Source organism: Streptomyces sp. NPDC004721, from assembly GCF_053601495.1.
On sequence record NZ_JBSGBZ010000011.1, the window covers coordinates 117,665 to 139,342 of the forward strand.

The following is a 21,678-nucleotide window of genomic DNA, read 5'->3' on the forward strand; positions in this document are numbered from 1 at the left end:
GAAAGCCTACGAGGCCGCCCGCGGCCCGGGAAAACCACTGCGCCGGTGGCCCGCGCGTGGGCAGGATACGGGCCATGCCTCTTCTCACCAGCCCTGTACTTCCCGCCGGCACCTTCGCGCGCACCGCGCAGCCCACCCTTCCCACCGGTGACGGTCTCCTCCTGCGGCCCTGGACGGCCGAGGACGCGGCCGTCGTCCACGACGTCTTCCAGGACCCGGTCATGCACCAGTGGCACGCCAGGGCCGCCGAGTCCGAGGCCGAGGCGGCCGGCTGGATCGAGGAGTGGTGTGCCGCCTGGACCGCGGACCGGGAGGCCCAGTGGGCGGTCGCCGACGCGGACACCGGCCGCCCGGTGGGGCGGGTCGCGCTGCGCGAGGTGCGGTTCGAGGACGGCGCGGCGGAGGTGGCGTACTGGACCGCTCCGGCGGCCCGTGGCCGGGGCGTGGCCTCGCGTGCCACCGCGGCCCTCGTCCGCTGGGCGTTCGAGGACACCGGGTTCCACCGCCTGGAACTCCTGCACTCCGTGCACAACGGCGCCTCCTGCCGCGTCGCCACCAGGACCGGCTTCGCCCTGGAGGGCACCAAGCGCAGTTCGGGCCTCCACGCGGACGGCTGGCACGACATGCATCTGCACGCGCGCGTCCGCGGGGACTGAGGCGGAGTTCCCGCCTCCGGCACCACGATATATCGCGACTATTGACGGGTTGGTCGAGTCGCGATATGTTCGGCTACGGATATTCGGAAGCGAGGTGATCGGGCATGGCCAGCGGGCGCAGAAAGTTGAGCAATCCGCTCGCGTTGACCGTGATGACCACGCTCTGGCAGAAGCCCATGCACCCGTACGAGATCGCGCAGACTCTGCGCCGCCAGGGCAAGGACGCCAGCACCAAGATCAACTACGGCTCGCTCTACACGGTCGTGCAGAACCTCGAGGAGCGCGGCTTCGTCGAGGTGGTCGACGTGGAGCGGCGGGGCAACCGCCCCGAGCGCACGATCTACGCGCTCACCGAGTCCGGCCGCGAGGAGATGACACGGTGGCTGTCGGACCTCGTCGCCGTACCGGCCAAGGAGTACCCGATCTTCGAGACCGCGCTCTCGCTGCTGGGGGCGCTGCCCCCGGACGACGTCGTGCGGCTGCTGGAGGAGCGGCTGACCGCCCTGGAAATGCGGGTGGCGAGCGGACGGGCGGTGCTGGACAAGCTCTACGAGACGCTGCCGCGCCTGTTCCTCGTCGAGGTCGAGTACCACCAGCACATGGCCGAGGCGGAGACGGAGTGGGTCCGCGGTTTCGCCCGCGAGATCCGCGAGGGCTCGCTGCCGGGCGTCGAGAGCTGGCGCCGGTTCCACGAGACGGGGGAGATCCCCGCGGAGTTCAAGGAAGCCGAGGAACGCCACTACCAGAAGTGAACTGTCAATGAGACAGACCCCGGCAGGGCTGTTGCAGCAGCCCCGCCAGGGTCTCGAACCCCGAGCCGAATCCACCGTGAGGCTTCTCCGGGCGATCGAGGTGCGGCACACCCAGGATAGCCCGGCGCTCTCACGTGGATCATTCGGCGATCTTCGCCACCCATCCGCATCCACGCATCCAGGAGAGCTCCGCCATGAGTCCCACTCGTGCGCCCGCCGTCGAGGCACGCCGGCTGACCAAGACCTATCCCGGTGACGTCACCGCCCTGAACGGCATGGACATCACCGTCGAGCCGGGCACCGTCTTCGGTCTCCTCGGCCCGAACGGCGCCGGCAAGTCCACCACCGTCAAGATCCTCACCACCCTGGCCCGCCCCGACTCCGGCGAGGCGACCGTGGCCGGCCATGACGTGCTGCGCCACCCGGACCGGGTGCGGCGTGCCATCGGCGTGGTCGCGCAGAGCTCGGGCGCCGACCCGGTCGCCACCGGCCGCGAGAACCTCCGGCTCCAGGGCAGGCTCTACGGACTGAAGGGCGCCGGCCTGGACCGGCGGGTCGACGGACTGCTGGAGCGGTTCAGCCTCGCCGACGCCGCACGCCGCCCCGTCAAGGGCTACTCCGGCGGTATGCGGCGGCGCCTGGACGTCGCGCTCGGACTGGTGCACCGGCCCGAGGTCCTCTTCCTCGACGAGCCCACCACCGGCCTCGACCCGGAGGCCCGTACGGCGATGTGGGACGAGATCGGCCGCCTGGCCGGCGAGGAGGGCCTGACCATCCTGCTCACCACGCACTACCTGGAGGAGGCCGACCGGCTCGCCGAGCGCATCGCCATCGTCGACCGCGGCCGGGTCGTCGTCGAGGGCACCCCGGACTCCCTCAAGGGCGAACTGCGCGGCGACGCGGTCCACGTGGAACTGCGCGAGGCGGTCGGCGAGGCCGGGCGTACGGTGCTCGGCAGCGCCCTGGGCGCTCTGCCCGGCGTGCACGAGGTGCTGATCGACGGGCGCCGGATCAGCGCCCGCGCCGACGACGGAGCCGCCGCCATGCCCGCGCTCCTCGCAGGGCTGGAGCGCGCAGGGGTCACCGTGACCGCGGCGACCGTGGCCCGCCCCTCCCTCGACGACGTCTACCACCGCTACGCGGGCCGACGTTACGCCGAGGCGGAAGCCGAGAGCGGGGCCCCCGGCACCGAGGCCCTCGCCCTCGCCGGAGGAGCGCGATGAGCACCGCGATCTCCCAGACCTGGTACATGACCCAGCGTCAGCTGATGGTGTTCGCGCGCCAGCCGGCCTACGCGGTCATCACGCTGATCCAGCCGGTGATCTGGCTGTTCCTGTTCGGCAGCCTCTTCAGGAAGGTCGTCGAGCTCGGCGGCTTCGGCACCACCTCGTACCTGGACTACCTGGTGCCGGGCGTGGTGGTGATGAGCGCGCTCAGCTCCAACATGTGGGCCGGTATGGGCACGTTGGAGGAGATCCAGCGCGGCACGCTCAACCGGTTCCTGACCACCCCGGTCAGCCGGGCCGCCCTGATGAACGGCAACGTGGTCCACAACGGCCTGGTCACCGCCCTCCAGTCGGTCGTCATCGTGCTGCTCGGCCTGCTGGGCGGGGCCGACTACCCCGGCGGCGTCGGCGGCGTCCTGATCCTGGTGCTCGCCTCGGTCCTGTTGGGCACGGTCTTCGGGGCACTGTCCAACGCGCTCGGCATGCTGGTGCAGGAGCGGGAGTCCATCATCGGGATCAACACCTTCCTGCTGCTGCCGCTGACGTTCCTGTCCTCCGCCTTCATGGCGCCCGCCCAGATGCCCGCCTGGATGCGTCACATCGCCGACTTCAACCCGCTCAACTGGGCGATGGTGGCGGGCCGTTCCGCGATGTCCGCGCATCCCGACTGGAGTGTCGTGGGGAGCCGGGGCGGCGCGCTGCTGGCCCTCGCGGTGGCCGCGGTGTGGCTGTCGATACGGACGTTCCGCTCCTACCAGCGGTCGGTCTGAGCCACGCGGAAGCGGCGGTACCGACCCGGGTACCGCCGCTTCCGTACGTCGCTCACGCGGCCGGCGCCGTGCCCTCCTGCTCCGCCTCGATCCGGGCGTTCCAGTCGCGCTTGGAGGCCTGCCAGCCGTCCTCGTCGTGGCCGAGCCGCCAGTAGCCGGAGATCGACAGGTCCTCGCGGGGCACGGCGTGCTCGACCCGCAGCAGCCGGCGCAGCTCCTTCACGAACCCGGCCTCGCCGTGCACGAACGCGTGCACCCGGCCCTCGGGGAACGGCAGCGCCCGTACGGCCTCCACCAGTGCCCGTCCGACGGGCCGCTCGCCGCGGTGCAGCCAGACCACCTCCACGTCGGAGTCGATCTTCTGCTCCTCCTCGGGACCGGCCACCTCGATGAAGGCGTGGGCCGTCGCGCCCTCGGGCAGTGCCTCCAGGGAGCGCGCGATCGCCGGCAGGGCGCTCTCGTCACCGGCCAGCAGATGCCAGTCGGCGCTCGCGTCCGGGACGTAGGCGCCGCCCGGACCCAGGAAGTGCACGGTCTCGCCGGGCCGCGCCAGCAGCGACCAGGGGCCGGCCAGCCCCTCGTCGCCGTGGATGACGAAGTCCAGGGTCAGCTCGCGGTGGCCGGGGTCCCAGGCGCGCACCGTGTACGTCCGGGTCACCGGCCACTGCTCGCGCGGCAACTCCTCGCGGATCCCCTGAAGGTCGAAGGGTTCCGGATAGGTGACCCCGTCGGGAGGGAACAGCAGCTTGACGTAGTGGTCCGTGCAGGTGTCCGCCGAGAAGCCGGCCAGGCCCTCCCCGCCGAGCACCACGCGCTGCATGTGCGGGGTCAGCCGTTCGGTCCGGACGACCTGCGCGGAGTGGGTCCTGCGCGGCTTGCGCGCCGGACGTTCTGCCATGACGGCCTCCCTGTTCCCCTTGCTTAGGTTTACCTAAGCTAACACCTCGCTCCGGTGAGTTCCTCTCCCGTCCGGCCGCCGGCCGCGCGCGTGGCCACAGCCGTCACGCCGGCAACGTGGCGAGCAGCCGCTGAAGCGAACCTCCCAGGCCCCAGCGGGCCGCCAGTTCCTCGAGCGCCGCCGGATCGCGCGGGGCGCGCGGCAGCGCCGTGTCCACGTCCGGCACCGGGACGTCGGCGGCGACGCACACAACCTTCGGCGCCACCGCGAGATAGGGCCGCGCCTCGTCGAGCCGCTTGCGCTGCGACGGCGTGAGCTTCGCCTTCGGGTCGTCGACGGCCGCCATGATCCCGGCCAGGTCGCCGAACTCGGCGAGCAGCCTGGCCGCCGTCTTCTCCCCGATGCCGGGCACGCCCGGCAGTCCGTCGCTCGGGTCGCCGCGCAGCAGCGCCAGGTCCGCGTACCCCGGGCCGTCGACCCCATACTTCTCCCGCAGTGCCGCCTCGTCGGTGGCCTGGAGCGTGCCGACGCCCTTGACCGGGTACAGCACCCGAATCCCGCGGGCGTCGTCCACCAGCTGGTACAGGTCCCGGTCGCCGGTGACGATGTCGACAGGGCCCGTCGCCCGCGCGGTGAACGTGCCGATCACGTCGTCCGCCTCGTACCCCGCGACGCCCACGCGCGCGATGCCCACCGCGTCCAGGACGGACTCGATCACCGGGACCTGCGGGGACAGGGTGTCCGGCACCTCCTCCTCGTCCGGACCGCCGGTGTGCTCCACGGCCACCCGGTGTGCCTTGTAGGAGGGGATCAGCTCCACCCGCCAGGCCGGCCGCCAGTCGGCGTCCATACAGGCCACCAGGTGATCGGGCCGGTGGTCCTTGACCAGCCGGTCGATGAAGTCGAGCAGCCCGCGCACGGCGTTCACCGGCGTGCCGTCCGGGGCCTTGATCGACTCCGGGACGCCGAAATAGGCGCGGAAGTACAGGGAGGCGGTGTCGAGGAGCATCAGTCGTCCGGTCACGTCTCGCATCATGCCGTACGGCACCGACAGTCACCGGAAGGCCGGGAACCGTGGATTCCACGTGAACGGAAGACGAGGGCGATGTGAAGCAGGCCACGTTTGGTTTGAGCCAAATGGGTCTGGGCAGGCGCGCCTCGGATCGAAGGTGGTTGCTTTCTTCAACTGTTAGCGGCCCTCTGCATCCCGTTCCTGGCCCCGAGACAAGAGGTACGCGTGTCTTCAAGACTTCAGGCCCAGCACCTGTTCAAGGTGTTCGGCCGACGACCGGACGAGGCAGTCGAAAAGCTACGGCAGGGTGCCGACCGCGAGGACCTGCGCGCCGACGGCACCACCGCCGCCGTCATCGACGCGTCCTTCAGCGTCGACCCCGGCCACATCTTCGTCGTCATGGGCCTGTCCGGTTCCGGCAAGTCCACGCTCCTGCGGATGCTGAACGGGCTGCTGGAGCCGACCGCCGGCCGCGTCAGCTTCGATGGCCAGGACCTGACCGCGCTCAGCGACCGCGAGCTGCGCGAGGTCCGCTCCAGGAAGATCAGCATGGTCTTCCAGCACTTCGCGCTCTTCCCGCACCGCAGTGTCCGTGAGAACGCCGCCTACGGTCTGGAAGTGCAGGGCGTGCCCCGCGCCGAGCGCGAACGCCGCGCCGACGAGGCGCTCGCCCTGTGCGGTCTGGCCGGCTGGGAGTCCTCCTGGCCCGACGAGCTCTCCGGCGGCATGCAGCAGCGGGTGGGCCTGGCCCGCGCCCTGGCCACCGACGCCGACCTGCTGCTGATGGACGAGTCCTTCAGCGCCCTGGACCCGCTGATCCGGCGCGACATGCAGGACCAGCTGCTCCAGCTCCAGAAGACGCTCAAGAAGACCATCGTCTTCATCACCCACGACCTCAACGAGGCCATGCGCCTGGGCGACCGGATCGCCGTCATGCGCGACGGCCGCATCGTGCAGACCGGCACCGCCGAGGACATCCTGCTGCGCCCCGCCGACGACTACGTCGCCTCCTTCACCCAGGACGTCGACCGGTCCCGGGTGCTGACCGCCGAGTCGGTCATGGACCGCGAGGTACGCGGTGACGAGGCGGACTGCGGCTGCGACACCGCGACCCCGCACACCCCGTTCACCGAGCTGTGCGCGATCAGCGCCCGCGTGCCCCACCCGGTCGCCGTGCTGGACGAGCACCGCGACATCGTCGGCATCGTCCCGCGCCAGCGTCTCGTCGGCTTCCTGGGCGACGAGCAGAGCTCCCAGGTGAGCTGCGACGCGCCGCGGGACAAGGGCGGCGACAAGGCGGTGGCCCGTGCCTAGGATCCCGCTCGGCGACTGGGTCAACTCCGCGGTCGACTGGCTGCTCGGCCACATGTCCTGGCTCTTCGACTTCTTCAAGGCCGTGTTCACCGGCACCTACGACGGCATCAACGCCGTCCTCCAGGCGCCGGAGCCGCTGCTGCTCGCGGGCATCTTCGCCGTGCTCGCCTGGTGGCTGCGCGGCGCCTTCGCCGGAGTGCTCACCTTCGTGGGGTTCGCGTTCATCGACTCCATGGAACTGTGGTCGGACGCGATGGTGACCCTGTCGCTGGTCCTCGTCGCCACGATCATCGCGCTGGTGATCTCGGTGCCGGTCGGCATCTGGGCGGCTCGCTCCGACCGGGTCAGCGCCTTCGTCCGGCCGGTCCTGGACTTCATGCAGACGCTGCCCGCGATGATCTACCTCATCCCGGCCATCCTGTTCTTCGGCACGGGCGCCTCCGCGGGCATCGTCGCCACCCTGATCTTCGCCCTCGCGCCCGGCGTGCGCATGACCGAGCTGGGCATCCGCCAGGTCGACAAGGAACTGGTCGAGGCGGCCGAGGCGTTCGGCACCACGCCCCGCAACACGCTGCTGCGCGTCCAGCTGCCGCTGGCGCTGCCCACCGTGATGGCCGGCGTCAACCAGGTGATCATGCTCGGTCTGTCCATGGCCGCGATCGCCGGCATGGTCGGCACCGGCGGCCTCGGCGGCGACGTCAACGAGGCCATCGGCCAGCTCAACGTCGGCCTCGGCTCCGAGTCCGGCATCGCCATCGTGATCCTCGCGATCTACCTCGACCGCATGACCAGCGCCCTGGGCACCGAGGTCTCGCCGCTCGGCCGGCGCGCCGCCGCCAAGGCGCGGGCCGCCAAGGGCCTGAAGATCTGGTCCTACCGGCCGCAGCCGCAGATCGCCGTCATCGGCGTGGTGATCCTCGCCCTGGTCGCGGGCGGTATGGGCCTCTTCGCGGGGGGCGGCGGCAGTGCTACGGCCGCCGGCGACGGCAGCGACGTCGGCCGCGGCAAGAAGATCACCATCGGATACATCCCGTGGGACGAGGGCGTCGCGTCCACCTTCCTGTGGAAGGAGGTCCTCGAACAGCGCGGCTACCAGGTCGACGCCCGCCAGTTCGACGCCGGACCGCTCTACACCGCGCTCGCCCAGGGCAACGTCGACTTCGAGACGGACTCCTGGCTGCCGACGACCCACGCCGAGTACTGGAAGAAGTACGGCAGCAAGCTCGACGACCTCGGGTCCTGGTACGGGCCGACGTCCCTGGAACTGACCGTCCCTTCGTACATGAAGGACGTGAACTCGCTCGAGGACCTCAAGGGCAAGGCGGGCCAGTTCGGCGGGAAGATCACCGGCATCGAGTCCAGCGCCGGCATGATGGCCCTGCTCAAGAGCAAGGTCCTCAAGGACTACGGCCTGGACAAGGAGTACAAGGTCGTCGACAGCTCCACGCCCGCCATGCTGGCCGAGCTCAAGCGCGCCTACAGCAAGAAGGAACCGATCGTCGTCACGCTCTGGTCACCGCACTGGGCGTACAGCGACTTCGACCTGAAGAAGCTGAAGGACCCCAGGGGTTCCTGGGGCAAGGGCGACGGCGTGCACACGCTGGCCCGCAAGGGCTTCGCGAACGACGACCCGGTCGTCGGCACGTGGCTGAAGAACTTCAAGCTGACCGAGAAGCAGCTCACCGGCCTCGAGGCCGAGATCAACAAGGCGGGCAAGGGCCGGCAGCAGGACGCCGTCCGCGCCTGGCTGAAGGACAACCCGGGTGTCGTCGACAAGCTCGCCCCGCTGCCCGGCGGGGCCTCGGCCGCCAAACCGGCCGAGGCCAAGCGCACCCTGAACGTCGCCTGGTTCCCGTGGGACGAGGACATCGCCGTCACCTATCTGTGGAAGAACGTCCTGGAGCGCCGCGGCTACCGGATGAACCTGAAGCAGATGGACGTGGGCCCGGTCTACACCGGCCTGGCCGGCGGTGACATCGACCTCAACTTCGACGCCTGGCTGCCCTACGCCCAGAAGAACTACTGGGACAAGAACAAGGACAGACTCAGGGACCTCGGCACCTGGTACGAGCCGACCTCCCTGGAGATCGCCGTGCCGTCCTACGTCAAGGACGTGAAGTCCCTGGAGGACCTCAAGGGCAAGGCGTCCACCTTCAACGGGAAGATCATCGGCATCGAGCCGGGCACCGGCGAGATGACCCTGCTGAAGGACAAGGTCCTGCCCGGCTACGGCCTGGACAAGGAGTACAAGGTCGTCGACGGCTCCACGCCCGCGATGCTCGCCGAGCTCAAGCGCGCGTACGCCAAGAAGCAGCCCGTGGCCGTGGTGCTGTGGTCGCCGCACTGGGCCTACAGCCGCTACGACCTCACCAAGCTCGCCGACGACAAGAAGCTCTTCGGCGAGGGCAACACGGTGCGCACCATCTCCAGCGCCAAGTTCCCCGAGCAGTACCCGCAGCTCACCAAGTGGATCAAGAACTTCAGGATGAGCGAGGACGAGCTCGGCAGCCTGGAGGGCGAGATCAACCAGCACGGTCAGGGCCACGAGGCCGAGGCCGTCACCGCCTGGCTGAAGCAGCACCCCGACGTCCCGGCGCGGATGACCCCGCAGTAGCCGCCGACCCGGAAACCGCCGAAGGGGCGGGCCTTCCCCATCTGTGTGGGGCAGGCCCGCCCCTTCGGCGGTGTCCACCGTAGGAATTCGGCCAATTACACAGAGCCGCTCACACACTGCTCGGTGCCGCGCGATCCTTACAGGGACTTGAACCCTCCCCCAGCTGAAGCAGGGGGATTCCTGGCTCAAGCAGCCCATCCGCTCAGCGAACGAACGAGTCTGACGCTCTCAGCACCAGCCGGGACGGAACCTGCCCGGTTGCCGGTCAGGACAAAGGAGTTGCGCGTGCTTGGCTCTCGCAACGCACGACCGTCAGCCTGCCGAACCATGTGGGCAGTCGTTCGGTCTTCGGAGGTTTCCTGTGACGCCCGCATGCACCGGTTTGCCGAACATGCATAGGGTGCAGAGAACTCATCAGAAGGAGTGCGCCCGGAACCGGGCCCACGGGCAGCGGCCCCACGAGCACCGGACCGACGAGCGAAGGAGGGAGCCGGAGCGATGGGCGACAACAAAGAGCGGCCCCTTCGAGTGGGCGCGGCCGTCCGGCGGCGCCGCCGCGCGCTGGGGCTCACCCTCGCCGTGGTGGCCGACCGCAGCGGCCTGTCGGTCCCCTTCCTGAGCCAGATCGAGAACGACCGGGCCCGGCCCAGCCAGACCTCCCTGGAGAAGGTCGCCGACGCCCTGCGCACCACCGCCGTGGAGCTGCTGGCGGCGGCCGACCCGGCGTGCAGCGTCGACGTCGTGCGCGCCGAGGTCACCGAGCTGGAACCCGAACCCCGGGTGCGCTCCCTGGTGCGCGGCCATCACCAGCTGCACGCCTCGGAGTTCACCGGGGACCATGACGCCGGCCGTGAATTCCAGCACCGCAACGACGAGTTGATGTACGTCGCCGACGGAGCGGTGGAGATCGAGGCGGAGGGCCGGGCCTACCGGCTGGTGCGCGGCGACACGATGTACCTCACCGGCGGGGTCCGCCACCGCTGGCGGGCGACCGTGCCCGACACCCGGGTGATCGTGGTCGCGGTCGCCGAGCACATCGAGGCGGTACAGGACCGGTCGCGCTGATGCGGGTCGTCTCGCTGGTCCCCTCGCTCACCGAGGCGGTGGCCGTGTCCCTGCCCGGTGTGCTCGTCGGCGCCACCGACTGGTGCACTCATCCGGCGGACCTCGACGTCACCCGGGTCGGCGGCACCAAGAACCCCAAGGTGGACCGGATCGCCGCCCTCGCCCCCGACCTGGTGATCGCCAACGAGGAGGAGAACCGGGCGCCGGACCTCGACGCCCTGCGCGCGGCGGGCCTGGAGGTCCTGGTGACCGAGATCAGGGACCTGCCGCAGGCCTTCCTGGAACTGGCGCGGGTGCTGCGCGCGTGCGGCGGGACCGGCCGGCCCCGGTGGCTGGACGAGGCCGAGGCTGCCTGGTCGTCACCGCCTGTGCCCCCGCGCCGTACGACGGCCGTCGTACCGATCTGGCGGCGGCCCTGGATGGTGCTGGGCCGGGACACCTTCGCGGGCGACGTCCTGGCACGGCTGGGCATCGACCACCTCTACGCCCGGCATGCCGAGCGCTATCCGCGCGTCCCGCTGGAAGAACTGAGGGCGGCGGCCCCGGACGTCGTCGTACTGCCGGACGAGCCGTACCGCTTCACCGCCGACGACGGTCCCGAGGCCTTCCCCGGACTGCCCTGCGCGCTGATCAGCGGGCGGCACCTGACGTGGTACGGGCCGTCACTGGCGCGGGCTCCACAGGTGCTGGGCGAGGCGCTGCGAGCAGCGCGCCGCTGATCAGCCCGCGGGCGGTGTGCACGCCCGCGGCGGCCCAGGCGGTCACGAGGACGGCGTACAGACCGACCGCGAGGGCGCTGTAGGCGGCGAGGTGGGTGTGCCGGGCGAGGGCCGCGGCGCCGGTGACGCAGGTGCCCACCGGGAAGGTGAACGACCACCAGGTCATGGCGAAGCCCATGCCCTGGCGGGCGGCGCGCACCACATGGGCGGCGGCGAAGGCGAACCACATCAGCGCGAAGCCCATGACCGGGACGCCGTACAGCACGGCGAGCACGGCGAAGCCGCCGGCGTACGGGGCCGGCACGACACCGGGCGCCGTGTCCGCGAAGGCGCCGACGGCGGTGGTGGACTGTCCGAGCGGGCCGAGGACCAGGAACAGCGTCGGGGTCAGCGCGAGCGGCAGCGGGCCCGCCGTGAGCAGCCGGCCGAAGATCACCGGCAGCACGACCAGGGTCGCGAGCAGGCTGAGCCCGAACATCGCCACACAGGCAAGGAGCAGGGTCGCCCGGGCCTGCCCGGCCGGCAGGTGCGGTACGAGGGCGGGCCCCAGGGCGGCGGACACCATGGGTGCGACCAGCGGCAGCAGCCATACGGGCGTCGCCTGGTGCGGCTCGATCCGGTGGTGCACGACCATCAGGTACGGCACGGCCACGGCGGCCGCGAGCCCGACGGCCGTACCGGCGGTGAACAGCACGGCGTCCAGGGCGACCGCGGCCGGGGTGCCGATCCAGTCCCGCCCGACGGACAGGGCGCCGCCGCCGACCGCCAGCAGGGCCATGGACAGACAGCCGTAGAACGGCGCCGCCGCCGCGTCCAGCAGGTGTGCGCGGGCCTGGTCGCGGTGGTGGGCCCAGTGCAGGGTGCGGGCGGTGAGCAGAGCCACGAGCACGATGAGGGAGAGCGCCCACACGGCCGTGCACACGGTGCGCAGTCCCGGGATGTGCGGCGGCAGCGCGGCGCCCGCCGTGCCGACGGCGGCGGTGCCCATGACGGAGGCGTACCAGTTGGGGCCCAGATGGCGGACGGCGGGGACGCGGGGCCGGGGTGCGGCCTGCCGGGGCAGGGTGTGGGCTGCGGTGACCATGACTCGAGCTTTTCCTGGTCCATAGGCCCCCACCAGGGGGTTTATGTCTATCACGACATAAGCTGGCCTTATGAGGAGCACCGAGAGGACCGAGATGAACGGAGGAGACGGCGCGGGACGGCGGCCGAGGACCTCGCTGGGGCACCGGGTGCCCGACCTGGGCGCGCTGGAGCTGCTGCTGGCGGTGGCGCGGCTGGGGAGCCTCGGCGGGGCGGCGCGGGAGCTGGGCATCACCCAGCCGGCGGCGAGCAGCCGGATCCGTTCCATGGAGCGGCAGCTGGGTGTGGCGCTGGTGGACCGCTCGCCGCGCGGGTCGCGGCTGACGGACGCCGGAGCCCTGGTCACCGACTGGGCGCGGCGGGTCGTCGAGGCGGCGGAGGCCTTCGACGCGGGGGCGCAGGCGCTGCGGGACCGGCGGGACTCGCGGCTGCGGGTGGCGGCCAGCATGACGATCGCGGAGTACCTGCTGCCGGGATGGCTGATCGCGCTGCGTACCCGGCGGCCGGACACGGCGGTGTCCCTGCTCGCCGGGAACTCGGCGGTGGTGGCGGAGCGGCTGCTGGGGGACGAGGCGGACCTCGGTTTCGTCGAGGGGGTGTCGGTGCCGTCCGGTCTCGACTCCGTCGTGATCGGCCACGACCGTCTGCTCGTGGTGACCTCCCCGGCCCACCCGTGGGCCCGCCGCCGGCGGCCGCTGTCCGCGGAGGAACTGGCCACCACGCCGCTGATCCTGCGCGAGAAGGGCTCCGGCACCCGGCAGGTGCTGGACGCGGCGCTCGGCGGCCTGGCGCGCCCGCTGATCGAGCTGTCCTCCACGACGGCGGTCAAGGCCTCCGTGGTGAGCGGCGCGGGGCCCGCGGTGCTCAGCGAACTCGCGGTGGGCGAGGAGCTGTCCCTGCGCCGGCTCGTTGCCGTACCCGTGGACGGCGTCACCCTCGAACGCGACCTGCGCGCGGTCTGGCCCACCGGCCACCGCCCGGTGGGCCCGGCCCGCGAACTGCTGTCCCTGACCCGCTCGGAAAGCGCGACCGGCCAACGCACGAGGCCGGGGGCGGGCTGAGAGGGGGGCCGCGGGCCGGGGTTGGGAAACGCGCCGCGCTCGGTTGGGACGGGGGTCCCAGGGGAGAACGGGCCGTGGCCGGGTGAGGCGGTGAGTCCGGGCGGGGTTGGGAATCTGCTCCGCCGGGCTGGGACGGGGGTCTGGGTCGGGGTCAGGATCCCGTCGGGCCGAGCTGAGACGGGGGATCCGGTCCGGAGTCAGAAGCCCTTCAGTCGGGCTTAGACCGAGGTCCGGCTCTGGGGCAGGCGCCCTGCCGGGCCGGGGTTGGAAGTCCGCGGCGCCGGGCTGGGACGGGCGTGTGGGTCGGGGTCAGGATCCCGTCGGGCCGAGCTGAGATGGGGCCACCCGGTCCGGGGTCAGAACCCCTCCAGCCGGGCTTAGACCGGGGTCCTGCCCTGGGCCAGGAACCCGCCCCGCCGGGCGGGTACGAGGGCCCGGCGGGCGTTGGGAACCCGCCGTGTCGGGGAGCGGCGGTGGGTCCGGGCCCGGGGGGTCAGGAACCTGCCGTGCCGAGCTGCGACAGGGGAGCCGGGCCGGGATCGGAACTCCGCCGCGCCGGGCCGGTCCTCCCCGGCCTGCGGGGGCCGTGGTCCTGTTCTGTGAGGACCGCGTCAGGCGTGCAGTGAGCGCCAGGGGCGGGTCGTGTGTTCGGCGGGTGTGCCGTCGAGGACCTGTGCGGTGCGGGAGGCCGGGTCGAGGACGACGGTGGCCAGGCTCGCCCAGCGGCCGCCGGTCGGCCCGTCCATGTCGGGGACGCAGGTCACCGGGGGCTCCCCGGGGCCGGTCACGAGTCGCTGGATCAGTTCACCGGCACGTTCGACGGGGTTGCGCGCGAGCCGGTCGCGGAGGAAGGCGTAGCGCTCGCCGGAGTCGGGCTGGTAGAGCCAGGTCTTCTCGTGGCGGGAGGGGACGTCGGTGAGGAAGTGGTTGGTGCGCAGATGCGTTCCCTCGGCCACCTCGGGCACCTCGAAGACCCCCACCGGGCTGAGGTCGAGGAGGAGGGCGCTGTGGGCGTCGAAGAGCGTGAAGGACCCGGACGAGGTGAGCGGGGCCTCGCGCAGGATCTCCCGCGCGTGCTCGGCGCTGCCGGCCTCCTCGAGGACGAGCGCGGCCAGAACGTGCACGGGGATGCCGCCGACGCGGTCGTCCCGGTGGCCGAGGATGTTGAAGTGCAGGGCGAGTCCGGCACTGTTCACGCCGATCTTGGCGAGGATGCCGTGCTCGGTGATGCCCACGTACCGGTGCGCGCCGCCGGCGGATTCGAGGGTGTGCCAGGAGGAACTGAGCTCGACGTGCCAGTCCCAGGTCTGCACGCCGACGTGGGTGCTGCCACCGTCGGCCGTCCGCAGCCGCCGCACGATGGTGGAGCACTCACCGGGCCGGACCGCGCTGCCGCGGGCGAGGATCTCGGTGCGGGCGTTGAGCGCGGCCACCTGCCAGGCCTCGACCGCGGCTCCCTCGGCGATGCCCTCGATCTGCTCGCGCAGGGCCGGGCGGAAGGCGCCGATGGCGTCCAGTGCGCGGTCGGCGTCGTCGCGGACCGTGGCCGGCCTGCGGCCGGCGAGCGTGAAGAGGCGGTCGTAGGCGTCGAGGGTGCCGTGCAGCCCGTCGGCGAGCTGCCGGCCCCGGATCCGGCCGCGCAGGCGGGGATCGGCGGCGTCGGCGCTCACATGCGGGCGGTGGTCGGGGCGGGGGTACGGTGCGGAGGTCACGAGGCGCATTCCTGGGGCGTGTGCTGGAGGACGGAGCCGCCGACGACCGTGGCGAGGACGGGGTTGGCGGTCTGCTGTCCGGGGGTCAGGTCGAGGGGGTCGTGGGCGAACACGGCGAGGTCGGCCAGGTAGCCCGGCGCGATCCGGCCGAGCCGGTCGGCGGCGCCCGCCGCGACGGCCGGGGCGCGGGTCATCCCGGCGTAGGCCTCCCGGGCACTGATCCGCTGGCCGGGTTGGACGGGGGCGGCCGTCAGCTCCTCGACGGGCCGGCGCAACTGGGCGTCGGCGAGGGCGGTCCGCGGGTCCGCGATGCCGATGGGCCAGTCCGAACCGAGCGCCACCACGGCGCCGTGGTCGAGCAGGTCGCGGGTGCGCCAGCCGTGGGCGACCCGCTGCGGCCCGATCCGGCGGGACCAGTTGTCCTGCTGGTCGGCCCTGGTCATACGGGTCGCGTGGACGGGCTGGAGCCCGGCGACGACGCCGAGCGCGGCGAACCGCGGGAGCAGATCGTCGGGGATCGACTCGATGTGCTCGATCCGGTGCGGCGCGGACGCGGCGTGGCCGGCCTCCTCGATGACGTCGAGGGCGGTGCGCACCGCCCGGTCGCCGATGGCGTGGGTGGCCGTGGGGATGCCGCGCTCGGTGAAGAACCGGACGGCCTCGCGGTAGCCCTCCACGTCCTTCCACAGCGGCCGCCGGTTCTGGCCGAAGACGTCGGGGTGCTCGAACCAGGCGGAGCCGTTGTCGGCGGTGCCGTCCAGCATCAGCTTGGCGCCGGCGACGTGCCAGCGGCGCCCGGCGAGCCCCTGCTGGGCGGCGACGGCCTCCCACACGTCCCGTCCCGAGTCGGCGGGCACGAGCGGCGAGCAGCGCACCCGCAGCGGAAGGTCCCCGTGCCTCTCGATCTCCCGGTAGACGTCCTCGGAGGGCGCGGTGAAGTCCAGCGCGTGCAGACCGGTGAGGCCGGTGGCGGCGAACTCGCGCAGCCGGTCGGCGACATGGCCGGCCGCGACCGGGAGCGGTACCTCGGGATAGCGGTCGAGGACGAGGTCCATGGCCTGGAGTTCGACGATGAAGCCGGTGGGCCGCCCGTCGGGCCCGACGACGATCTCGGAGGCGTCGTCGAAGGTCTCCGCGCCGGTCAGCCCGACGCGGTCGACCACGGCCGGACTGACCACGAGGGAGTGCGCGTCGCGGGTCATGAGCGAGATCGGCACGCCGGGGAAGCGCCGCCCCAGCGAGTGGCCGGTGGGCTCCCCGTCGAAGACGTTGACGTCGAGGTCGAACCCGGTCACCCAGGCCTCGCGGCCCTGCTCCGCGACGCGGTCCTCGATACGGGAGCACACCGCGTCGAGCGTGGTCAGGCCGCCGAGGTCCAGGCCGCTGCCGACCTCGATCGCCCCCCACACCGGATGGGCGTGGGCGTCGGTCAGTCCCGGGGTGAGGGTCGCCCCGGGGAATTCCAGCACGTCGGTGGCGGCGCCCGTCCAGTGGCGCAGGACGTCGTCCCCGCCGACGGCGACGATCCTGCCGTCCTGGACGGCCACCACGGTGTCCGTGGTCCGGGCGGGCGTGGGGTCGAAGTTCTCGATCCGTGCCGCGCGCACGATGAGGTCGGCTTTCATGGGAGTTCTTTCCGTGCTGAGCGGTCAGTGCCGAGCGGTCGTGGGGGAGGACGTCGGGGCGAGGGTGCCGAAGGCGCGGGACAGGGCCCAGTACAGGGCCCCCGAGCCGAGGACGCCGACGGGTATGGCGAGGTTGAGGCCGTCCATGGCCGCGGAGACGGGGCCGGCCCAGAACGTGGAGCTGGCGCACAGCGTCGCCGCGGCGGCGCCGCCCAGGGTGGCGAGCACACCGGCCCAGTTGACGCCCCCGCGGTACCAGAAGGGGCTCGTACGGCTCTGGTCGTGGAGGAGTTCGCCGTCGTAGCGGTTGCGGCGCAGGGCGATGTCGGTGCCGTAGACCGTCATGCAGGGGCCTGTGACGATCACGACCAGCTCCATCATGGCGTTGACGGCGGTGAGGAAGTCGAAGACCAGGAGCGCGAACAGCGTCATGGTGGTGCCGATCACGCCGACGACCAGAACGGCGATCATCCGGGGCAGCCGCACGCCGATCGACTGCATGGACAGTCCGGAGCTGTAGGCGGTGAGGCCGTTGTTCGCCACGGTGTTCACCACCACCGCGGTGACGAAGACGGGCACGAACCAGTGCGGCATGACGCTCTCCAGCGCCGCCTGCGGATCGCTCATGTCGAGCGTGGTGGCCGCGAGGGCCCCGATCGCCGTGAACACGACGCTCGGCAGGAAGGCGCCGCACGCGGTCCACAGCGTGATGGCCCGCCCGCTGGTGTGCCGCGGCAGGTAGCGGGAGAGGTCCGGGCTGTTGGAGTACGACAGCGGGGCGGAGGCGACGATCGTGAAGCCGGAGGCCAGGACGACGAGGTGGCCGAGCCCGGTGAGCGGCTCGGCGGGCGTGTACGACCAGTTCGTGTGCCCGAGCACCATCACGCTCAGGGCGACGAAGACCAGGGTGAGGACGATGGTCAGCGCCGTGTACAGGCGGACGATCGTCGCGTGCCCGTAGATCGCGACGAGGATGGTGGCGCCGGCGATCACGCAGACCACCGCGGCGTCCAGCGCGGCGGAGTCCGGCAGGCCGAGCCGTCCCGCCAGGCCGAGGCCGGCGACGGAGGCCGCCGACCAGTTCAGCGCGAGGTAGAGCGAGGAGATCAGCCAGCCGGTGAGGGCGACGACGGCCTTGTTGCCGACGACGCCGTACATGGCTCGGGAGATGACCGAGCCCGAGGTGCCCGCGGCGGGGCCGCTGACGGCGATGAACCCGGTCAGGAGCCAGAAGAGGTTGCCGGTGACGATGACGGCCAGCGACTCCGCCAGTGACAGCCCCATCAGGACGAGGGTGCCTCCGACCACGAAGCTGAGGTAGCTCACGTTCGGCGCGGCCCAGACGGAGAACAGCTCACGCGCCGTGCCGTGCCGCTCCGAGTCGGGCACGCAGTCGATGCCGCGGCTCTCGACCAGTCCGGCCCGGTCACGTCCGGGGGCGGGGGCGGCCACGTCGGAGCCCGCCGGGGAACGCGGGGAACGCTGCATGGGTGGTTCCTTCGAAGAGACGAAAAGACGGCACTGTCCTCGCCACCGAGGTGTCCGGGGGGTACGGCCGAGGCGGACCAGCTTTGTTGGTGTCGACACCAATAGACTGTTGGTGCGCCATCCAATAATGTGATCGGCATGACGTCAACCCCCCGGGCCACGCGGACGCGGAAAACCGCGGCCGAGCGACGGACCGAGATCCTGCAGACGGCAGCCCGCCTCGCGCTGGAGCGGGGCCTGGAGCGTGTGACGATGCAGCTCGTCGCCGACGAGCTGGGGGTGCGCCCCGGTCTGATCAGCCACTACTTCGCGACCATCGACGACCTGCTGTGCGACGCGTTCGTCCGCGCGGTCACCCGCGAACGCGAGGCCCTGCTGCCTCAGGCCGAGGCCGAGCTGCCGCCGGTGCGGCGGCTGAGCCGCCTGCTGGGCCGACTCGGCGGCGAGGACTTCGTCGACCTGGGACGGCTCTGGCTCAACGCCCGCCACCTCTCCCGCTACCGCCCGAACCTCCTGCGCGTCGTCGCCGAGCAGGAGGAGATCATGCGGGACGCCCTGACCGCCGTGATCGAGGACGGTGTGCGCGGGGGAGACTTCACCACCGACGACGCCCTCGGGGCGTGCGTGGTCATCCTCGTGGCGATCGACGGCCTCGGCTCCTACGCCAACGACGACACGCGGTTCACCCACCCCGCGCTCGACACCCTGCTGTTCACCACGGCCGAGCGTGAACTCGGGCTGGAGCCGGGCACGTTGCGCGACGGCGGCTGACGCGTGCGGGACCGGGGCTGATTCCGCGGATCCGGCGGACCGTGCACACGGACACGGGCACGGCCACGGCCTCACGGAGCGCCGCCCGTGGGGCCACCGGCCGGTGAGTCCGAAGGGCCGGGTGCATAGAGTGCCGGGGTGAGCATGACGCCCCCGCCCGGCTGGTACCGCGACCCCAACGCCCCCCACCTGGAACGCTGGTGGGACGGCACGGCCTGGACCGAGCACCGGCGCGCCCCCGGGCAGCCGTCCGCGTCACCGCCCGCCGGCGCGGGACCGTCCCGGGCCAAGGCCGTCGCCCTCGTCACCGCGGGTGCCGTCCTGGTCGCCGCGGTCGTCACGGGCGCGGTCCTGCTGGGCCGCGACGACGGGGGCGGCGGCACGGCGGACCCGGCCACCGGCACACGGTCCGCCGCGCCCACGAGCGCGCCCACCGCCACCTCGTCGCCGTCCCCGGCGGCCTCCGCCGACGGCGATCCCTCCGTCGCCGTCGACCAGCTCAACGGCATCACCCTGCCGCTGCCGGAGGGCTGGGAGAAGCCGGAGAACGTCGCCCAGGACGACGTCGTCATGACCACCCACGGCGTCTACGACTGCCCCGCCGGGGTGGGCCTGTGCCGGCACGGCCTGGTCATCACCCGCACGGCGACCGCGGCCGAGGGCACCACCCCCGAGACCCTGGCCAGGCGGGACATCCAGGACGCGGCCGACGAGGCGTACGAGCGGAACGCGATCGGCCAGCGCCTCTACGGCGGGATCACCTCCCAGCGGACAGTCGCGTCCGGGCAGGTCGCGGTCGCGGGCCGGGCCGGCTACTTCGTGCGCAGGCTGGTCAGAACCGCCGAGGGGCCGGGCGGTTACGTCGAGTCGCTCGTCTTCCCGTCCAGCACCGGCACCCAGGCGCCGGTCCTCGTCCGCTTCGTCTTCGACGCCGGCCCGGACGGCCCGCCGCCGGCCGACATGGACAGGATCACCAAGGGCATCCGGCCCATCGGCGACACCACGACCGGCGGCGGCGTGGGCAGCAGCATCGGCCCGTCGAGCTGAGCCGGAGGCGCCGGAAGGCCGGGGCGGCAGGCCCCCCGGGGCCGTGGCTACGGGCAGGAGCCCGGGGCTACAAAAAGGTGTGCCCCTCGCCCCGGTACGTCGGCACGGCCGCCGTCACACGATCGCCCTCGACGAGGTGCAGCGTGTCGAACCGTTCGCACAGCTCGCCCGCCTTGGCGTGCCGGAACCACACCTTGTCGCCGATCAGCAGGTCGTCGGCGGGGGAGCCGAGCAGCGGGGTCTGCACCTCGCCCGCACCCTCCTGGGGGTCGTAGCGCAGCCCCTCGGGCAGGTACGGCTCCGGGAGCCGGTCCGCGCCGGCCGCGCCGGAGGCCGGGTAGCCGCCGCCCAGGACCGTGACGACCCCGACCCCCGGGCGCCGTACGACGGGCTGGGCGAACAGCGCCGCCGGACGGCCCCGGAACGACGTGTAGTTGTCGAAGAGCCGCGGGACGTACAGCCCGGAGCCCGCGGCGATCTCGGTGACCGCGTCCTCCGCCGCCGTGTGCTGCACACTGCCGGTGCCGCCGCCGTTGACGAACTCCAGGTCCGGCGCCACAGCCCGGACCGCCCGCACCACCGCGGCACGCCGCTCGGCGAGCTCCCTGCGCGCCGCCGCCTGCATCAGCCGGATCGCGCGCGAACGCAGCGGCCGCCCCGCGACCGCGTCGCCCACACCCGCCACATGGCCCTCGTACGCCATGATCCCCACGAGCGCGAACCCCGGCCGCCGGGCCACCGTGCGGGCCATGTCGGCGACCTGGGCGGAGGAGTGCAGCGGGGAGCGGCGCGCGCCGACCCGCACGCGCCCGCCGAGCAGCTTCAGCGAGGTGTCCAACTCCAGGCAGACCCGGACGACTTCACGTCCGCCCTCGCGTGCGGCGTCGATCAGGTCCAGTTGCGCCGGGTCGTCGGCCATCACCGTGACGGCACGCGCGAGTTTGGGGTCGGCGGCGAGTTCGGCATAGGCGGCGCGGTCGGCGGAGGGGTAGGCGAGCAGCACGTCGTCGAAGCCCGAGCGGGCCAGCCACAGGGACTCGGCGAGGGTGAACGACATGATGCCCGCGAAGCCGTCCTTCGCCAGGGCGCGTTCGAGCAGGACCCGGCAGCGCACGGACTTGCTGGCGACCCGGATCGGCTTTCCTCCGGCCCGGCGGATCAGGTCGTCCGCGTTGGCGTCGAAGGCGTCCAGGTCCACGATCGCGACAGGGGCGTCGAGTTGGGCGGTGGCCCGGTCGTAACGGGCCCGGTCGGCGGCGCGCGCAGTCATGGACGCAGCCTGCCAGACCTGATTACCGCTGGGTAGGGGGATGTTCCGGGCAGATCCCCCTGGGCTCGTGGACTGGTTCCCGCCGGGACCGGGGCAGCCCGTAGAGTGACGCGCACGAACGGTGGAACCGCGAGGTGAATCCGGCCGCGGTGTTGAGCCGGGATGGCGGATCGCTCGTACGGGTATGCGTGTCCGGTGACGACGAGTCCGCGCCGGGCGGGGCGACGAGGACGGCCGTGCCCGGTGCAACGACACGGGCACGAGGAAACGGGGGGTGCATGAGCACGGAAGCGCGCCACGCCCCCGTCCCCCCGCGGCCCGTCGGGCCCTCGGGCGGCGACGGCGACTGGGACCCGACGGCACGCGCCACCGACGACCCGCCCACCCAGGCCGCGCCCGGCACGGTCGAGGGCACGACACGGGCGGTGCCCGGCGGCGGTACGACCGCGGAAACGCGCGGCACTTCGACGGGTTCGGCCGCTCCGGCGGGGGGTGGTTCCCCGCGTGGGGCTTCGGGGGGTTCGGCGGCTCCGGTCGGGGGTGGTTCCCCGCGTGGCGCTTCGGCGGCTCAGGCCGAGGGTGGTTCCCCGCGTGG

At 72.4% G+C, this 21,678-nt stretch carries 18 protein-coding genes; 11 read left to right on the top strand and 7 right to left on the bottom strand.

Features of this window, described 5'->3' with window-relative positions:
- Positions 1-74 precede the first annotated feature (74 nt).
- From ACWEK3_RS12895 to ACWEK3_RS12910, 4 genes are all read left to right on the top strand, one after another.
- Positions 75-656, top strand: a complete 582-nt coding sequence (locus tag ACWEK3_RS12895) for a GNAT family N-acetyltransferase (protein ID WP_450539188.1) — start codon at positions 75-77, stop codon at positions 654-656.
- Positions 657-760: 104 nt separating this feature from the next.
- Positions 761-1,408 (top strand): PadR family transcriptional regulator, encoded by a 648-nt coding sequence (locus ACWEK3_RS12900; protein WP_453249674.1) that lies wholly within the window; start codon positions 761-763, stop codon positions 1,406-1,408.
- 194 nt (positions 1,409-1,602) lie between these two features.
- A complete protein-coding gene (locus ACWEK3_RS12905) occupies positions 1,603-2,631 on the top strand; it encodes an ATP-binding cassette domain-containing protein (RefSeq protein ID WP_450539190.1) in 1,029 nt (342 codons plus the stop codon).
- On the top strand, positions 2,628-3,404 hold the full coding sequence (locus tag ACWEK3_RS12910) for an ABC transporter permease (RefSeq protein WP_388725250.1): 777 nt from the start codon (positions 2,628-2,630) through the stop codon (positions 3,402-3,404). The genes ACWEK3_RS12905 and ACWEK3_RS12910 overlap by 4 nt, the downstream gene beginning before the upstream one ends.
- A 52-nt stretch (positions 3,405-3,456) precedes the next feature.
- On the opposite strand, the gene ACWEK3_RS12915 is transcribed toward ACWEK3_RS12910, so the two are convergent.
- Entirely contained in the window at positions 3,457-4,302 is an 846-nt protein-coding gene (locus ACWEK3_RS12915; RefSeq protein WP_453249675.1) for a siderophore-interacting protein, read from the bottom strand.
- Between the two features lie 103 nt (positions 4,303-4,405).
- Positions 4,406-5,335, bottom strand: a complete 930-nt coding sequence (locus tag ACWEK3_RS12920; RefSeq protein ID WP_453249707.1) for a 5'-3' exonuclease — start codon at positions 5,333-5,335, stop codon at positions 4,406-4,408.
- A 204-nt stretch (positions 5,336-5,539) separates the two neighbouring features.
- Here ACWEK3_RS12920 and ACWEK3_RS12925 point away from each other — a divergent pair, with 204 nt between their 5' ends.
- The 4 genes from ACWEK3_RS12925 to ACWEK3_RS12940 all read left to right on the top strand — a co-directional run bounded on the left by ACWEK3_RS12925 (position 5,540) and on the right by ACWEK3_RS12940 (position 11,026).
- Positions 5,540-6,628: a quaternary amine ABC transporter ATP-binding protein gene (locus tag ACWEK3_RS12925; RefSeq protein ID WP_450539194.1), complete on the top strand. Its 1,089-nt coding sequence runs from the start codon at positions 5,540-5,542 to the stop codon at positions 6,626-6,628.
- Positions 6,621-9,242: an ABC transporter permease/substrate binding protein gene (locus ACWEK3_RS12930; RefSeq protein ID WP_453249676.1), complete on the top strand. Its 2,622-nt coding sequence runs from the start codon at positions 6,621-6,623 to the stop codon at positions 9,240-9,242. Before ACWEK3_RS12925 ends, ACWEK3_RS12930 begins: the two co-directional genes overlap by 8 nt.
- Before the next feature lie 498 nt (positions 9,243-9,740).
- Positions 9,741-10,307 carry a helix-turn-helix domain-containing protein gene (locus ACWEK3_RS12935; RefSeq protein ID WP_100567780.1) on the top strand — a complete coding sequence of 189 codons (567 nt, stop codon included), beginning with the start codon at positions 9,741-9,743 and terminating at the stop codon, positions 10,305-10,307.
- A complete protein-coding gene (locus ACWEK3_RS12940) occupies positions 10,307-11,026 on the top strand; it encodes a helical backbone metal receptor (protein WP_450539198.1) in 720 nt (239 codons plus the stop codon). The genes ACWEK3_RS12935 and ACWEK3_RS12940 overlap by 1 nt, the downstream gene beginning before the upstream one ends.
- On the opposite strand, the gene ACWEK3_RS12945 is transcribed toward ACWEK3_RS12940, so the two are convergent.
- Positions 10,938-12,110 carry a TDT family transporter gene (locus tag ACWEK3_RS12945; protein ID WP_450539200.1) on the bottom strand — a complete coding sequence of 391 codons (1,173 nt, stop codon included), beginning with the start codon at positions 12,108-12,110 and terminating at the stop codon, positions 10,938-10,940. The two genes, ACWEK3_RS12940 and ACWEK3_RS12945, sit on opposite strands and share 89 nt — an antisense overlap.
- 70 nt (positions 12,111-12,180) lie before the next feature.
- Between ACWEK3_RS12945 and ACWEK3_RS12950 the strand changes: the two genes are divergently transcribed.
- Positions 12,181-13,170 (top strand): LysR family transcriptional regulator, encoded by a 990-nt coding sequence (locus tag ACWEK3_RS12950; protein ID WP_450539202.1) that lies wholly within the window; start codon positions 12,181-12,183, stop codon positions 13,168-13,170.
- Between the two features lie 611 nt (positions 13,171-13,781).
- On the opposite strand, the gene ACWEK3_RS12955 is transcribed toward ACWEK3_RS12950, so the two are convergent.
- From ACWEK3_RS12955 to ACWEK3_RS12965, 3 genes are read right to left on the bottom strand one after another with little or no spacing between them, the layout of a single operon-like run.
- On the bottom strand, positions 13,782-14,882 hold the full coding sequence (locus ACWEK3_RS12955; RefSeq protein WP_450539203.1) for a C45 family autoproteolytic acyltransferase/hydolase: 1,101 nt from the start codon (positions 14,880-14,882) through the stop codon (positions 13,782-13,784).
- Positions 14,879-16,507 (bottom strand): amidohydrolase, encoded by a 1,629-nt coding sequence (locus ACWEK3_RS12960; RefSeq protein WP_453249677.1) that lies wholly within the window; start codon positions 16,505-16,507, stop codon positions 14,879-14,881. The genes ACWEK3_RS12955 and ACWEK3_RS12960 overlap by 4 nt, the downstream gene beginning before the upstream one ends.
- Before the next feature lie 24 nt (positions 16,508-16,531).
- Positions 16,532-17,995, bottom strand: coding sequence for a purine-cytosine permease family protein (locus tag ACWEK3_RS12965; RefSeq protein WP_453249678.1), 1,464 nt, complete (start codon positions 17,993-17,995; stop codon positions 16,532-16,534).
- A 138-nt stretch (positions 17,996-18,133) separates the two neighbouring features.
- Here ACWEK3_RS12965 and ACWEK3_RS12970 point away from each other — a divergent pair, with 138 nt between their 5' ends.
- Entirely contained in the window at positions 18,134-18,766 is a 633-nt protein-coding gene (locus ACWEK3_RS12970) for a TetR/AcrR family transcriptional regulator (protein WP_450539208.1), read from the top strand.
- Positions 18,767-18,910: 144 nt separating this feature from the next.
- Entirely contained in the window at positions 18,911-19,813 is a 903-nt protein-coding gene (locus ACWEK3_RS12975; RefSeq protein WP_450539294.1) for a DUF2510 domain-containing protein, read from the top strand.
- A gap of 67 nt (positions 19,814-19,880) precedes the next feature.
- Here ACWEK3_RS12975 and ACWEK3_RS12980 read toward each other — a convergent pair whose 3' ends face one another.
- Positions 19,881-21,083 (bottom strand): amino acid deaminase/aldolase, encoded by a 1,203-nt coding sequence (locus ACWEK3_RS12980; protein ID WP_450539210.1) that lies wholly within the window; start codon positions 21,081-21,083, stop codon positions 19,881-19,883.
- Positions 21,084-21,678: the final 595 nt, after the last annotated feature.

Excerpts from the sequence above, each read along its gene's own strand:
- ACWEK3_RS12895 (WP_450539188.1), top strand. The coding sequence starts at position 75 with ATGCCTCTTCTCACCAGCCCTGTACTTCCCGCCGGCACCTTCGCGCGC.
- ACWEK3_RS12900 (WP_453249674.1), top strand. The coding sequence starts at position 761 with ATGGCCAGCGGGCGCAGAAAGTTGAGCAATCCGCTCGCGTTGACCGTG.
- ACWEK3_RS12905 (WP_450539190.1), top strand. The coding sequence starts at position 1,603 with ATGAGTCCCACTCGTGCGCCCGCCGTCGAGGCACGCCGGCTGACCAAG.
- ACWEK3_RS12910 (WP_388725250.1), top strand. The coding sequence starts at position 2,628 with ATGAGCACCGCGATCTCCCAGACCTGGTACATGACCCAGCGTCAGCTG.
- ACWEK3_RS12915 (WP_453249675.1), bottom strand. The coding sequence starts at position 4,302 with ATGGCAGAACGTCCGGCGCGCAAGCCGCGCAGGACCCACTCCGCGCAG.
- ACWEK3_RS12920 (WP_453249707.1), bottom strand. The coding sequence starts at position 5,335 with ATGCGAGACGTGACCGGACGACTGATGCTCCTCGACACCGCCTCCCTG.
- ACWEK3_RS12935 (WP_100567780.1), top strand. The coding sequence starts at position 9,741 with ATGGGCGACAACAAAGAGCGGCCCCTTCGAGTGGGCGCGGCCGTCCGG.
- ACWEK3_RS12940 (WP_450539198.1), top strand. The coding sequence starts at position 10,307 with ATGCGGGTCGTCTCGCTGGTCCCCTCGCTCACCGAGGCGGTGGCCGTG.
- ACWEK3_RS12945 (WP_450539200.1), bottom strand. The coding sequence starts at position 12,110 with ATGGTCACCGCAGCCCACACCCTGCCCCGGCAGGCCGCACCCCGGCCC.
- ACWEK3_RS12950 (WP_450539202.1), top strand. The coding sequence starts at position 12,181 with ATGAGGAGCACCGAGAGGACCGAGATGAACGGAGGAGACGGCGCGGGA.
- ACWEK3_RS12960 (WP_453249677.1), bottom strand. The coding sequence starts at position 16,507 with ATGAAAGCCGACCTCATCGTGCGCGCGGCACGGATCGAGAACTTCGAC.
- ACWEK3_RS12965 (WP_453249678.1), bottom strand. The coding sequence starts at position 17,995 with ATGCAGCGTTCCCCGCGTTCCCCGGCGGGCTCCGACGTGGCCGCCCCC.
- ACWEK3_RS12970 (WP_450539208.1), top strand. The coding sequence starts at position 18,134 with ATGACGTCAACCCCCCGGGCCACGCGGACGCGGAAAACCGCGGCCGAG.
- ACWEK3_RS12975 (WP_450539294.1), top strand. The coding sequence starts at position 18,911 with ATGACGCCCCCGCCCGGCTGGTACCGCGACCCCAACGCCCCCCACCTG.
- ACWEK3_RS12980 (WP_450539210.1), bottom strand. The coding sequence starts at position 21,083 with ATGACTGCGCGCGCCGCCGACCGGGCCCGTTACGACCGGGCCACCGCC.